The sequence below is a fragment of the Streptomyces tendae genome, assembly GCF_008632955.1.
Lineage (GTDB): Bacteria > Actinomycetota > Actinomycetes > Streptomycetales > Streptomycetaceae > Streptomyces.
The window spans coordinates 2,811,205-2,824,398 of the sequence record NZ_CP043959.1 but is presented as its reverse complement, the minus strand read 5'-3'; the positions used below and the strand labels follow the sequence as shown (position 1 = coordinate 2,824,398).

The following is a 13,194-nucleotide window of genomic DNA, read 5'->3' as shown; positions in this document are numbered from 1 at the left end:
GCCAGGGCAGGGCAGGAACAGGGACCGGGCAGGCGCAGCGACCCGGGCCGGAGCGGGGTCATGGGCTGCCCCGGCGCCCGGGACCGGCTCAGGGGCAGGGGCCCGGGCAGGCACAGGGACCAGGGTTGTCGCAGCGACCCGGCCCGGGCCAGGTACCCGGGCGGGCGCAGGGACCCGGGCACGCCCCGGACAGCCGGCGGCCGCAGGGAGCTCAACGGCCGCAGGGCGTCCCGCAGCCGACGGGCCCCCGCGGGCAGGACGGCGACGGATGGCAGGAGGCGCCGCGGCCCGACGCCGGCTGATCCCGCCCGCGCCGCGCCGATTGCCCTCCGGCCCGGAGGGGCACTCGGTGCGCTGTGCACGACGAACGGCTGAGGAAACCGAACCGGGTCCTCCTGACCGGCTGGTTCAGCTTCCGCGACGGGGAGGCGACCGCCGGGGACGTCCTCGCCCTGCGCCGGGTCGAGGACGTACTGCGCGGGACCGGCATGGCGTACGACGTCGTCTGGAGCCCCGGCTTCCGGCCGGACGCCCTCCACTTCGACGGCGTACGCCCCCACGACTACTCGCACCTCGTGTTCGTGTGCGGTCCGCTGCACGGGCCGCAGATCGAGGAGCTGCACCGGAGGTTCGCGCACTGTGTGCGGATCGCCGTGGGCACGTCGGTGATCGACCCCGACGGCCCGGCGGTGACCGGCTTCGACCGGGTGCTGGCACGGGACGCGCCCGGCAGCGAGCCCACCGAGGACCTCGCGGCCCGCGCCCCGTCCGTGCCCCCGCGGCCCGTGGTGGGGGTGATCCTGACCCACGGGCAGCAGGAGTACGGTCCGCAGCGCCGGCACGGGCAGGTCGCCGAGCAGGTGACACGCTGGCTGGCCGGCAAGGACTGCGCCCGCCTCGAACTGGAGACCCGGCTCGACACCAGGGACTGGCATCTCAGCGCGACCCCCGCGCAGGTGCAGTCCGTGCTGTCGCGGCTGGACCTCGTGGTCACCGACCGGCTGCACGGACTGGTGCTGGCCCTGCGGGTCGGCACACCGGTGCTCGCGGTCGACCCGGTGGCGGGCGGTGCGAAGCTGACGGCGCAGGCGCGGGCCTGCGGCTGGCCGGCGCTGCTGGCGGCCGAGCAGGCGGACGGGCGCCGGCTGGAGCGCTGGTGGGACTGGTGCCTGACCTCGGGCCGGGTGGCCGCGCGGCAGGCCCGTGAGACGTTCCGGGAAGGCCGGGTGCCGGACGGCGCGGACCGTCTGGTGGAGGCGCTGACGGCCGGTTCCGCCGCCGGTTAGGGCGGACGCCCGCCGGGCACTCGGAGGTCCGTCCCTTTGGCGGTCGTTGGAGGAGAGACGGTGTCCATCGGTCGGCTCCCCGTGCACGAACAGCACATCCTCGACGAGATCGAGCGGTCGCTGCGGCGCGACCGCCGGCTCGACCGGCTGCTGCGCGGGCGACCGGCCCGTCGGCGCCCCGACGTCAAGCGGCTGCTGGGCCGTCCCGCGACCTGCCGGCCCCGCGGACGGACGGTGGCCCTGCTGGTCGCGGTGTCGGTGGCCCTGGTGGTGACCGGCATCGTCACCTCGGCACCATGGGCGCTGTGGACCTTCGCCGCGGTGTGGCCCGTGACGCTCTTCGCGACGTTCCGCCTCCTGTGCAGGTGGTCCGGCAGCTGACCCTCGCGGGCCCGGGCGGGCGGTCCTCCCGGAAGAGCGCGCCGCCCCGCCTCCCCGTCAGCCCGTGTAGCGGCGGGCCCTGCTGGTGCGTTGGGTGGGTTCCAGCAGGCGCAGGCGGGACTCCACCTCGTGCGGGAGGACCCGCCGTTCGCGCAGCACCCAGGGCAGGGCGGCCGCCGCCTCGGTGAAGGCGAGCAGCGACGTGGTGTCGCGCGGCACCGTGCGGGCCAGGTTCAGCGTGCGGCGCAGCGCGGGCCCGACGGGCCGCCGCAGCCAGGTGAACCACAGGGTGTTGCGGATGCCGTGCCGGCGGCGCAGCGTCGCGTCCCGCGCCTCGGACGCGTGGTGATGGACCGTGAGGTGGTCGGCGTACGTGAGCCACCAGCCGTCGGCCGCGAGGTCGGCGGCGAGCAGTTCCTCCTCGCCCCCGAGCCACAGCTTCGGGTGGAAGCCGCCCGCCGTGCGGAAGGCGTCGGTGCGCAGCACGGTCGCGGCGGCGAGGAAGGAACCGAGCGCGGGACCGGGCAGCCACGGCGGTGCGGGCAGCGGGGACTCCCGCAGTTCGGTGACGATCGGGTCGTCGGTGCCGTGCGGTTCGACGATGATCCGCGCGGTGACCGAGACCACGGCCCGGTGCCGGTCGAGCAGGTCGGCCGCGCCGGACAGGGAGCCGGGCGACCACCAGGAGTCGTCGTCGCAGAAGGCGACGTAGGGCGTACGGACCTCTCGCACGGCCAGGTTGCGGCCGACCGCGCCGAGGTTGCGCCCGGGGCGCAGCAGCCGGACCTGTGGGTGGCGGCGGGCCACGGCGTCCGCGGTGCCGTCGGTGGAGCCGTTGTCGGTGACGATCACCTCGGGCCGCTCCGGGAGTTCGGCGAGCCGGCCGAGGGTGCGCAGCAGCTCCGGGCGCCGGTTGTGGGTGATGACGACGACGGTCGTGCGCGGGTCGGTCATGCGGTGGTCCCTTCCGGCTCCAGCAGGCGGGCGGCCCGTTCCACGTGTGGGGGCAGCGGCCGGCGGTCGCGCAGGGCCGCCGGCAGCCGGGTGAGGGTCTGGCCGAGGGCGCGCCGGGCCGTCTCGTCGGCGCGCGCCTCGGCCGCGAGCACCCTGGTGCGGGCGAGGGCGTAGGGGACGGGGCGGCGCAGCCAGGCGGTGAGCACCTCGTTGCGGCGCTGCTGTGCCGGGCGGCCGGGGCGGGCGGAGGTCGCCGGGTGGTGATGGGCGACGACGTCCGGGCAGTGGGTGACGCCCCAGCCGCGGGCGGCCAGGTCGTAGGCGAGGCAGGTCTCCTCGCCGCCGAAGAACAGCAGCCGGTGGAAGCCGCCGGCGTCGAGGTAGGCGCTGCGGCGGACCACGGCGCCGCAGGCGAGGAAGCCGAGCACCTGGGTGCCGGGGAGGTCGGCGGCGGGGCCGAGCGGGGAGGCGGCGAGGAGGCCGTTGAGCGGGTCGGGGACGGCGTCCGGGCCCACGAGGGTGCGGGCGGCGATCAGCCCGAGCCGGGGATGGGCGTCGAACAGGTCGGCCGCGCGACTGAGCGCGCCGGGCGCCCACCAGGAGTCGTCGTCGCTGAACGCGATGTACGGGGTGCCGAGGACCCGGGCGCCGTGGTTGCGGGCGAGGGCGCCGTGGTTGACGGGCAGGGTGAGGACGCGCACGTGGGGGAAGTCGCGGGTGACCATGGCGGGGGTGCCGTCGGTGGAGGCGTTGTCGGCGACGAGGATCTCCGGCCGCTCGGGCAGGTCGCTGAGGTGCCGGAGCGTGACGGCGAGCCGTTCGCGGCGGTCCCGCGTGGCGATGACGACGCCGGTGCGGCGGTGGCCGGTCATGGCGCGGGCTCCCCGGGGGCGGGCAGGCGGTGCAGGGCGTCGAGGACCTCGTCGGGGGTGATGCGCAGCAGGGCGGGGTCGGGGCGGCCGGCGTGCGGGTCGCCCTCGGGGCCGTGCCACAGCGCGAGGTGGCGCGGGTGTGCGGGCGGACCCCAGTGGGCCGGCGGCACCGGGCCGAACAGGGTGACGGTGGGCGTGGCGTGGGCGACCGCGAGGTGGGCGACGCCGGTGTCGCCGCTGACGACCGCGCGGGCGCCGGCGACGAGGGCGGACAGCCGCTCGAAAGGCGGCCCGCCGGAGAAGACGTCGGTGTCGGGCAGCCGGGCCTGCTTGGCCAGCCGGGCCACGAGGTCGGACTCGTGCGCGCCGCCGGTGACGACGACCCTCAGCCCGCGCTCGCTCAGGGCGGTGGCGACGGCCGCGTACCGCTCGACCGGCCAGCAGCGCGCGGGCGCCCCGGCGCCGGGTGCAGGACGACCGCGCCGGGCGCGGGCGAGGGGCGTGCGGGCGGGGCAGCAGCAGGTCGGCGGGGTCGGCGTCGAGGCCGTACGCGCGGAGCAGGCGGCACCAGCGGTCCCGTTCGTGTTCGTCCCGGTACCAGGGCGGGCCCTCGATGTCCGGGGTCTGCGGATGCGCGAAGGCGAACAGCCGCGGCGGGCGGAGCGCTTGCAGCAGGCGGTGGCTGGGCGGCCCGTTGCCGTGCAGGTCGACGGCGACGTCGGGGGGCGGCCCGGTCCAGTCGAGGGTGCGGGGGACGGCCCGGCCGGGCGCGGAGGCGGGCAGCAGCCGGTCGACCGCACCGGTCGCCTCGGCGACGGGGCCCAGGTCGGCGGGCGCGGCCAGCACCACCTCGTACCCGGGGAACCCGCGCCGCAGCGCCCGCAGCGCGGGCACCCCGGCGAGCAGGTCCCCGAGCCCGAGGGCCCGCAGCACCAGCACGCGGGGCGCGGGGTGCCGTCCGCGTCCGAGGGGAGGCCGGCGGGGCGCGGGCACAGGGTCAGGTCCCTTCACGCGCGGACGGGGACGCAGACGCGGCGCGGATCATCGGGTGACCTCCTTCAGGAGGCGTTCCCAGTCGTCGAGGAAGCGGGCGAGGCCGTAGCGGGCGAGGGCCGCCGCGCGGGCGCCCTCGCCGACGCGGCGGGCGCTCAGCGGGTCGGCCACGAAGTCCCGCACGGCGTCGGTGAGGACGTCGACACGGTTGGAGACGACGCCCGCGCCGGGCGGCACCGCCTCGGTGACCTCGGTGGTGGCGAGGGCGACGACGGGCATGCCGAGGTGCATGGCCTCCAGCAGGGACAGGCCGAGGGAGGTCCAGCGCACGGGGTGGACGTAGACGCGGCGGCGGGCCATCTCGGCGTGCAGCCGGGCCTGGGTCAGTTCGTGCGAGCGGCACCGGTCGGCGGGCAGACCGAGGTGCCCGGCGAGTCCCTCGGTGCCCATGCCGAACACGTCCAGGGGTGCGGCGGCGGCGAACTCCGCCAGCAGGTCGGTGCCGGTGGTACGGCCGCGCCGCACCGGCTCGTTGACGACGACGGCGGCGTGCGGCAGCTCCCCCGTCCACAGCGGGCCGGGGTCGACGACGCCGTGCTCGATGACGGTGGCGGGGGTGGAACCGGCGTCCCACATCAGCCGGTTGAAGTGGGTGACGTGCACGAGGGTGACGCCCGGGAGGTCCGCGGCGGGGTGCCGGGTGTCGGGGACGTCGCCGTGCGGGGCGTTGTGCTCCAGGTAGACCAGGGGCGGGCGGCGGCGCAACCACCGGTCGACGAGGCCGAGTTCGTGCGGCCGTTGCAGGACGACGACGTCGATGTCCTGCTCGGCCAGGCGCTCCGGCGGCACCTCGACGACCGAGTCGGGCCAGTCGAAGGTGCGGGCGCGGCCCAGTCCGTCGGGTCCGCGGTCCGGGGTGACGGGGACGACGTAGGTGTGCGGTCCCTGCACGAAGGCCGTGGTCCACGACCCGTGCACATGCCACAGCAGGATTCTCATGCCACCTCCACGAGCTTGTCGACCGCGGCGACGACGTCGAGCGCGGTCACGGTGTCCAGGCAGGGATGGCCCGGAACGGGGCAGCGCCGGGCGCGGCTTCCGGCGCAGGGGGCGTCCTGGTCGCCGAGCAGCAGGTAGGGCACGCCGTAGGGGCGCCAGCGCTCGGCCGGGACGACCGGCGCGAACAGGGACACCACGGGGGTGCCGACGGCGGCGGCCAGATGGGCAGGGCCGGTGTTGCCGACGACGACGCAGTCGGCCCCGGCGAGCACCCCGGCGAGCTGCGCGGCGTCGGTGCGGCCGCCGAGGTCGACGGCGCGGTCGCCGGCGACGTACGCGGTCAGGTCGCGCTCGCCCGCGCCGCCGGTGACGACGACGCGCCGCCCGGCGGCGGCGAGTTCCCGTACCGCCTGCGCGCACCGTCCGCGGCTCCAGGCGCGGGCGGGCACGCTGGCGCCGGGGTGGACGACGACGTACGGCCCGCCGCCGGTCAGCGCGTCGGCGGCGGGCGGCGGGAGCACCCGGAGCCGGCCGTCGTCGACACGGGGGAAGCCGGCGGCCTCCGCGAGGTCCAGCGCGGCCTCGGCCTCGTGGGCGTGCGGGGCGCGGTGGTGGCGTACGTCGAGGAGGCTGCCGGGGTAGTCCTCGCTGTCGGCGGCGATGAAGGGGACGCCGGCCAGCCGCAGCAGCAGCGCGGTGGGCAGCGGGGACTGGTGGTACGAGGTGAGGACCAGCGCGGCGTCGGCGTCGACGGAGGCGACGAGCGCGTCGATGTCCCGCCGGTCCACCGGCGGCGGCTGGAACCCGGTCCACGGCGACTTCCAGACGAGCACGTCGTCCACCCCGGGCAGCAGCCGCGCGGCGGGCACCCCGTGCGGCCCGCACAGCAGCGTGACGTGGTCGGCGCGGGCGGCGACGGCCCGTACGACGGGCCCGGCGAGCAGCACGTCGCCGAAGCTGTCGAGCCGGGTGACGAGGGCTTTCACAGGTACCTCCCGGTCCCGGGCGGCCGTGCTCGCGGGCCGGCGGGCCCGGGTCCGGCAGCGGGCCGTCCGGGCGGCTGCCCCACCAGGCCGGCCCCGGCGTACGGACCGGGCGGGAGGTTCTCCTCCCAGGGCGGGCCGTCGAGGATCAGCGTCACGGCGGTGAGCAGGTCCGGCGCCACGTACGGGGCGGCGGCGGTCTCCTCGGGGCGGGTCACCGGCGTGGGGACGAGGACGGCGTGCGCGCCGGCCCGCCGGGCGGCCTCGACGTCGGAGCCGATGTCGCCGACGACGACGCAGTCGGCGGGGTCGGCGCCCAGGCGGCCGGCGGACCGGAGGATCATGCCGGGCCGGGGCTTGCGGCAGGGACAGCCGTCGTCCGGGCCGTGCGGGCACACGGCCCATGTGTCGAAGGGACCGAGGAGTTCCTCGACGCGTCCGTTGACGCGGGCGGCGTCGGCCTCGGTGAGCAGCCCGCGGGCGATGCCGGACTGGTTGGTGACGACGCCGGTGCGGATCCCCCGGGCGCGCAGCGCGTCGAGGGCCTCGCGGGCCCCGGCGACGGGGCGCACACGGCCGGGGTCGGCGTTGTAGGGGACGTCGTGGACCAGGGTGCCGTCGCGGTCGAACAGCACCGCCTTCACGGGCTCATCGGGCGGGCTCCCGCCAGGACGGGGCGTTGCGGTGGCGCCAGGTGCCGGCCAGCCGGTGCCAGGTCGCGGCGGGCGGGATGACCACGCTGGTGGCGAGGACGGTCGCCACCTCGTCGGGGTGCGCGGGCCGGGCACGATGCGCGAGCGGGCGAACTCGGCGGTGCCGGCCGCCCAGCCGGCCGCGCAGGCGGCGGCGGCCCGGCGGTGTCCGGTGGCGGCGAGGGCGCAGGCGGCGGCTCCGGCGGCGGTGATCGCGGCGTGCCGGCGGATCCGGCCGCGCGGCGCGACCGCCTTGGCCCACCAGTCGGGGCCGTGCAGCCGCCGCATCAGGGCGTCGTCGGCGTGCACGCGCTGCCGGTGGACCGACGCCCAGCGGGAGGCGGCGCGCACGGGTGCAGGGTGGTGCGGGACCCCTGCGGATGCGCCAGCCGGCGTCCAGGAGCCGCAGCGCGAGGTCGGCGTCCTCGCGGAAGGCGCGGGGAAGCGTTCGTCGAAGCCGCCGACGCGGCGCAGGGCCTCGGTGCGGTAGGCCATGTCGGCGGTGATCCAGCGGGCGCGGGCGTGTGCGGCGGTGCCGCGCTCCCAGTCGGTGGGGCGGCGCCCGCCGGGCAGCGGCACGGTGATGACGCCCTGCACGCCCGCGGTGTCGGGGGTCGCCTCGTCGAGGTCCTCCAGGAGTTGCGCGCACCAGTGCGGTCCCACCTGGACCCCCTCGTCGACGAAGACCACCCAGGGCTCGGTGACGGCGCGCAGCCCGGTGTTGCGGGCGGCGGGGCCGCGGTTCTCCCCGGTCAGCACGGTGGTGCGGGCGCGCAGGTCACCGAGGACGGTCAGCGCGTGTTCCAGCGGCGCCGGGTCGGGCTCGGGCTGCTCGGGCCGGTCGTCGACCAGGACGATGCGGTCGGGGCGCGGGCCGTGGGCGGCGGCCAGTGCGGCGAGGCAGTCGGCGAGGGTGTCCCCCACCAGGGTGGGGACCACGACGGCGTACGGCGTCATCGCGGGGCCCTCCCTCTGCGCACGGCGTACGGCCCGGCCGCGGTGGGGCGGTTGTGGTGGTGCTGCTGCTCGTGGAACGGGGCGTGGTCACCGGCGTCGTGCATGGGAGTGGGCTCCGTCCCTGCGTATGAGGAGTGCTGCGGGGTGGCGGGTGCCGCGGCCGAGCTGCCTCAAACCTTTTGACCCAGCTTGCCCCGCTCTGCACCAGCGTGCCCCGGGGTGGCGGTCGGCGCAGGTCGGAGGCCGCCTCCGCCGCGACCTGAACCAGAACAACGTTCATCCATCCGGCCGACACCGGCCGGCGACCTCCAGGAGCACGGAGACCTGCGCACCGGCACACCGGTGGCGCGACTACCCACAGGCTGGGTGGGTCCAGGGCAGCCCCCCTCAGGGGCACGGGAACTGCGCGACCGGCCCCCGACGGCCCGCACCCGGCGTACGACAACACCCGGCACCCCACTCACCGCAGGCACACTGCGCAACCCGGCGCCACGAGGCCCCGCCTGCGCCCACCCGTGCCGCCCCAGCGGCACGACTGCCCGCAGGCTGGGTGGGTTCAGGCAGCGCCTCTCAGGGGCGCGGGGAACTGCGCGACCAGCCCTCGACGGCCCGCACCCGGCGCACGACCGCGCCCGGCACCCCGGTGACCGTCGGGGGACACCACGCGACGCGGCGCTACGAGGCGCCGCAGGCGGGCGCCGACCCCGCGGGGCGGCTGTCCGCACGAGGTGGGCAGTGCCCCTTGAGGGACGCGGGGAACTGCGCGACCAGCCCTCGACGGCCCGCATCCGGCATGAAGCAGCACCCGGCAGGCCGGTGGCCGTCAGCGCCGCTGAAGGCCCGGGCTACGTGTTCGTGACCGTGCCGCAGCTGCTCGCCCCGGGGAAGGCGGAGCCCGGCGCGGTCCACCGCTGACAGCCCCGGCCGCACGGGTGCACCGCCCGCACGGACGCACCCCCGGCCGGCCGCCGATCCTAAGATCCCCCGTGGCCACCTTCCAGCTCCACCGCACGGCTCCCCTCCCCTCGACGAGGCGTGGCGCAGGCTCACCACATGGCCCCGGCACGGCGAGGTGGTCCCGCTGACCCGCGTCACCGTGACCACTCCCCCGCCCACCGGCGAGGGCACCGTCTTCGTCGCCCGCACGGGCCTCGGCCCGCTCGCCTTCGACGACCCGATGGAGGTGACGGTCTGGCGGCCCCCGGCGGGCGGCACCCCCGGGTTCTGCCGGCTGGAGAAGCGCGGCCGGGTTGTCACCGGCTGGGCGGAGATCGAGGTGGGGCCCGGTCCCGGCGGCCGGGCCGGCGTGGTGTGGCGGAGAACATCCGGGTGCGTTTCCTGCCGTCCGCATGCGACGCGCTGCTGGCCCGCGCCGGCCGCCAGGTCTTCGGCCGGGCGGTGAACCGGCTGCTGCGGAGGGCCTGAACCACCGGTCCCGGCGGTCTCCGCATGCGAGGGTGTGCCGAAAAGCGGTCGCGCCCCCGGGCGCGGGACCACTACCTTCCCCCTGGCATCTGGACGCAACCCGACGACAGGGGGCCTGACATGGGCACCGAGGGCGCACGGACCGACCGCTTGGGCATCCTGCTGGAGCAGTTCGACAAGGCGACGGACATGGCCCGTGCGCGACTGGCGGGACTCGGCGACGAGGAGTACCTCTGGGAGCCGGTCCCGGGTGCTGGTCGATCCGGCCCCGGGCCGAGGCGAGGACTCCCCGGGCGTTCGGCCCCGGCGAGTGGGTGCTCGACCTGGGCGACCCGGACATCCCCGCGAGCGAGTACGCGGAGGTCGCCCGGCAGGCGGCGAGCGGGATGAGCGTCGACAAGATCGCCGAGGACTGGAGCGTGAGCATCGAGCGGGTCGAGGAGGTCCTCGCCCACACCGGGGAACCGGAGCCCGACGAGACACCGCTCACGACCATCGCATGGCGGCTGGGGCATCTGCACTACGAGTTCGCGGGCGGCTGGGAGTGGGCCTTCGGCGGACGGAAGCAGGACCCCAAGCTGATGGTCGACTTCAGCCCTTCCGCCGCCGTGACGCTCCGGCGGTTCTGGTCGGCGGTCGACCGCTGGCGGGACGGGATCGCCGGCGTCACCGAGGAGCAGCTCGACACGATCGGCTTCTCGCAGTACCCCTACGGTTCCGACGCCGACGACCCGTTCGTCGGTGTGATCGCGGGAGCCAACCTGGAGTTCATCCACCACATGGCCGAGATCGCGCTGCTCCGTGACCTGTGGCGGGTCCGCCACACGCTGCCGGTGGACGCCCGGTAGCGCTCAGGCCACCGAGCCGATGCGGCGTGCCGGGGTCCCGGTGTCGTGGTGGATCGGGGTGTGGGCGCCGGTGAGGGCGGCGCCGCTGCCGCCACGGCGGTCGGCGACGATCTCCGCCGCGATGGACAGGGCCGTCTCCTCCGGGGTGCGGGCGCCCAGGTCGAGGCCGATGGGGGACCTGAGGCGGGCCAGTTCCAGGTCGGTCACGCCGGCCTCGCGCAGCCGGGCGTCGCGGTCGAGGTGGGTGCGCCGGGAGCCCATCGCGCCGACGTAGGCCACCGGCAGGCGCAGGGCGAGCTTCAGCAGCGGTACGTCGAACTTGGCGTCGTGGGTGAGTACGCACAGCACCGTGCGCGCGTCGACCGTGGTGCGGGCCAGGTACTCGTGCGGCCACTCGACTACGATCTCGTCGGCCTCGGGAAAACGCGCCCGGGTGGCGAACACGGGGCGCGCGTCGCACACCGTGACGTGGTGGCCGAGGAACGTGCCGACCCGTACCAGGGCGGCCGCGAAGTCGATCGCGCCGAACACGATCATGCGGGGCGGCGGCACGGACGACTCGACCAGCACGGTGAGCGGCGCCCCGCAGCGCGAGCCCTGCTCCCCGATCTCCAGGGTGCCGGTGCGTCCCGCGTCCAGGAAGGCGCCCGCCTCGGCGGCGACCGTGCGGTCCAGGTCCGGGTGACCGCCGAAGCCGCCCTCGTACGTCCCGTCGGGGCGGACCATGAGCGCGCGGCCCCGCAGGTCGTCCGGGCCGTTCACGACCCGGGCCAGCGCGGCCGCCCGGCCGTGGGCCGCCGAGGCGAGCGCGGAGGCCAGGACGGGGCGGCCGGGGTCGGCCGCCCGTACCGGGGTGACCAGGACGTCGATGATCCCGCCGCAGGTCAGACCGACGGCGAAGGCGTCCTCGTCGCTGTAGCCGAAGCGCTCGAGGACGGTCACGCCGTCCTCGAGCGCCCGCACGCACAGCTCGTACACCGCGCCCTCCACACACCCGCCGGAGACCGAGCCGACCGCCGTGCCGTCGGCGTCGACCGCGAGCGCGGCGCCGGCCCTGCGGGGCGCGCTGCCGCCGACCGACACCACGGTGGCGACGGCGAAGTCACGGCCCCGCGCGACCCACCGGTCCAGCTCCTCGGCGATGTCCAGCATGTCTCGCTCTCCTCAACTGCGGTGGTACGGAAGTAAATCGCGGCCTCAGCGCACGCCCAGCCAGCTCTCGATCGGGGCGAGGGCGAAGAACACCAGGAAGATGAGCGCGAGGCCCCACATGAAGGCGCCGACCTCCCGCGCCCTGCCCTGGCCGGTCTTGACGGCGACGTAGGAGATGACCCCGGCGGCCACGCCCGCGGTGATCGAGTAGGTGAACGGCATGACCACCACGGTCAGGAACACCGGGATCGCGGTGGCCCGGTCGGCCCAGTCGACGTGGCGGGCGTTGGACATCATCATCGCGCCGATCACCACCAGGGCCGCGGCGGCGACCTCCCCCGGCACGATCGCCGTGAGCGGAGTGAAGAACAGGCAGGCGGCGAAGAAAAGGCCGGTGACGACGGAGGACAGGCCGGTGCGGGCCCCCTCGCCCACGCCGGTCGCCGACTCGACGAACACGGTCTGGCCGGAGGCGCCCGCGACCCCGCCGATCGCGCCGCCCGCGCCGTCGATGAACAGCGCCCGGGACAGGCCCGGCATCCGGCCCTCGTCGTCGGCGAGTTTCGCCTCCGTGCCCACGCCGATGATGGTCGCCATCGCGTCGAAGAAGCCCGCCAGCACCAGCGTGAAGACGATCATCCCGACGGTCATCGCGCCGACCTCTCCCCAGCCGCCGAACTCGACGTGCCCGAAGAGCGTGAAGTCCGGCATCGACACCGCGCCGCCGTGCAGTTCGGGCGGACCGCTCGCCCACTGCTCGGGGTCGATCACGCCGAACGCGTTGAGGGCGACGGCCAGTACGGTGCCGCCGGCGATGCCGATGAGGATGGCACCGGGCACGCCCCGGGCCTGGAGCACGAAAACAGCGAGGAGGGTGACGGCGAACAACAGGACGGGCCAGCCGGCGAGTTCGCCCGCCGGGCCGAGGGTGACCGGGGTGGACTCGCCCTGGTGGACGAAGCCGGCCTTGTAGAAGCCGATCAGGGCGATGAACAGGCCGATGCCCATGGTGATCGCGTGCTTCAGGGCGAGCGGGATGGCGTTCATGATCATCTCACGCAGGCCGGTGACGACCAGGAGCATGATGACCACGCCGTACATCACGCACATGCCCATCGCCTGCGGCCAGGTCATCTGCGGGGCGACCTGCGAGGCGAGGACACCGGAGACGGAGAGGCCGGCGGCGAGCGCGAGGGGCACCTTGCCGAAGAAGCCCATGAGCAGCGTGCTGAGGGCGGCGGCGAAGGCGGTGGCCGTGATGAGGGCGGTGGTGGCGAGGGTGTTCCCCGCGGCGTCCTTGCCGGACAGGATCAGGGGGTTGAGCAGGAGGATGTACGCCATCGCCATGAAGGTGGTGGTGCCGCCGCGCACTTCGCGAGCGACGGTCGATCCTCTGTGGGTGATGTGGAAGTAGCGGTCCAGCCAGGACCGTCCTGCCGGGACGCGGGATCCTGTTCCCGCGTCCTCGGCTGTGGTCGTCGGTTGCAGTGACTGTTGGGTCATGTGGGCCTGCTCCCAAGGTTCATAGGGGCACCCGGCGCCCACCGGGGTGGTGGGGACGGGATTTGGGGAGGTGCACGACCCGGGGGACGGCCCGAGACGAACGAGGTGGTGCCGGGGCGGGGTGGGGGGTAAGCGCCTGCCCGGCGGTA

The 13,194-nt window shown here is 75.9% G+C and carries 10 protein-coding genes and 4 pseudogenes; 5 read left to right on the top strand and 9 right to left on the bottom strand.

What is annotated here, in order from left to right:
- Positions 1-356 precede the first annotated feature (356 nt).
- Positions 357-1,286, top strand: coding sequence for a polysaccharide pyruvyl transferase family protein (locus F3L20_RS13110; RefSeq protein WP_150154530.1), 930 nt, complete (start codon positions 357-359; stop codon positions 1,284-1,286).
- A 60-nt stretch (positions 1,287-1,346) separates the two neighbouring features.
- A complete protein-coding gene (locus F3L20_RS13105) occupies positions 1,347-1,667 on the top strand; it encodes a DUF3040 domain-containing protein (RefSeq protein WP_150154529.1) in 321 nt (106 codons plus the stop codon).
- A 57-nt stretch (positions 1,668-1,724) separates the two neighbouring features.
- On the opposite strand, the gene F3L20_RS13100 is transcribed toward F3L20_RS13105, so the two are convergent.
- The 7 genes and pseudogenes from F3L20_RS13100 to F3L20_RS13070 form a co-directional block, all read right to left on the bottom strand.
- Positions 1,725-2,621 carry a glycosyltransferase family 2 protein gene (locus F3L20_RS13100; RefSeq protein WP_150154528.1) on the bottom strand — a complete coding sequence of 299 codons (897 nt, stop codon included), beginning with the start codon at positions 2,619-2,621 and terminating at the stop codon, positions 1,725-1,727.
- Positions 2,618-3,493, bottom strand: a complete 876-nt coding sequence (locus F3L20_RS13095; protein ID WP_150154527.1) for a glycosyltransferase family 2 protein — start codon at positions 3,491-3,493, stop codon at positions 2,618-2,620. Before F3L20_RS13095 ends, F3L20_RS13100 begins: the two co-directional genes overlap by 4 nt.
- Positions 3,490-4,486, bottom strand: a pseudogene (locus tag F3L20_RS13090) (glycosyltransferase family 9 protein). The gene F3L20_RS13095 and the pseudogene F3L20_RS13090 overlap by 4 nt, the downstream one beginning before the upstream one ends.
- Before the next feature lie 48 nt (positions 4,487-4,534).
- Positions 4,535-5,485 carry a glycosyltransferase gene (locus F3L20_RS13085; RefSeq protein ID WP_150154526.1) on the bottom strand — a complete coding sequence of 317 codons (951 nt, stop codon included), beginning with the start codon at positions 5,483-5,485 and terminating at the stop codon, positions 4,535-4,537.
- Positions 5,482-6,471 (bottom strand): glycosyltransferase family 9 protein, encoded by a 990-nt coding sequence (locus F3L20_RS13080; protein ID WP_150154525.1) that lies wholly within the window; start codon positions 6,469-6,471, stop codon positions 5,482-5,484. Before F3L20_RS13080 ends, F3L20_RS13085 begins: the two co-directional genes overlap by 4 nt.
- The gene (locus tag F3L20_RS13075) at positions 6,468-7,103 is read right to left on the bottom strand and encodes a D-glycero-alpha-D-manno-heptose-1,7-bisphosphate 7-phosphatase (RefSeq protein WP_431193195.1); all 636 of its coding nucleotides are present in this window, start codon (positions 7,101-7,103) and stop codon (positions 6,468-6,470) included. Before F3L20_RS13075 ends, F3L20_RS13080 begins: the two co-directional genes overlap by 4 nt.
- 13 nt (positions 7,104-7,116) lie before the next feature.
- A pseudogene (locus F3L20_RS13070) lies at positions 7,117-8,117 on the bottom strand (glycosyltransferase family 2 protein).
- A 735-nt stretch (positions 8,118-8,852) separates the two neighbouring features.
- On the opposite strand from F3L20_RS13070, the gene F3L20_RS13065 reads away from it, so the two are divergent.
- The 3 genes and pseudogenes from F3L20_RS13065 (at position 8,853) to F3L20_RS13055 (ending at position 10,390) form a co-directional block, all read left to right on the top strand.
- Entirely contained in the window at positions 8,853-9,032 is a 180-nt protein-coding gene (locus F3L20_RS13065) for a hypothetical protein (RefSeq protein ID WP_150154523.1), read from the top strand.
- 71 nt (positions 9,033-9,103) lie between these two features.
- Positions 9,104-9,542: pseudogene (locus tag F3L20_RS13060) on the top strand (SRPBCC family protein).
- Between the two features lie 120 nt (positions 9,543-9,662).
- Positions 9,663-10,390, top strand: a pseudogene (locus F3L20_RS13055) (DinB family protein).
- Positions 10,391-10,393: 3 nt separating this feature from the next.
- Here the strand turns inward: F3L20_RS13055 and F3L20_RS13050 are convergent.
- Positions 10,394-11,542, bottom strand: a complete 1,149-nt coding sequence (locus F3L20_RS13050) for an XdhC family protein (protein ID WP_150154522.1) — start codon at positions 11,540-11,542, stop codon at positions 10,394-10,396.
- Positions 11,543-11,587: 45 nt separating this feature from the next.
- Positions 11,588-13,045, bottom strand: a complete 1,458-nt coding sequence (locus F3L20_RS13045; protein WP_150154521.1) for an NCS2 family permease — start codon at positions 13,043-13,045, stop codon at positions 11,588-11,590.
- Between the last annotated feature and the right edge of the window lie 149 nt (positions 13,046-13,194).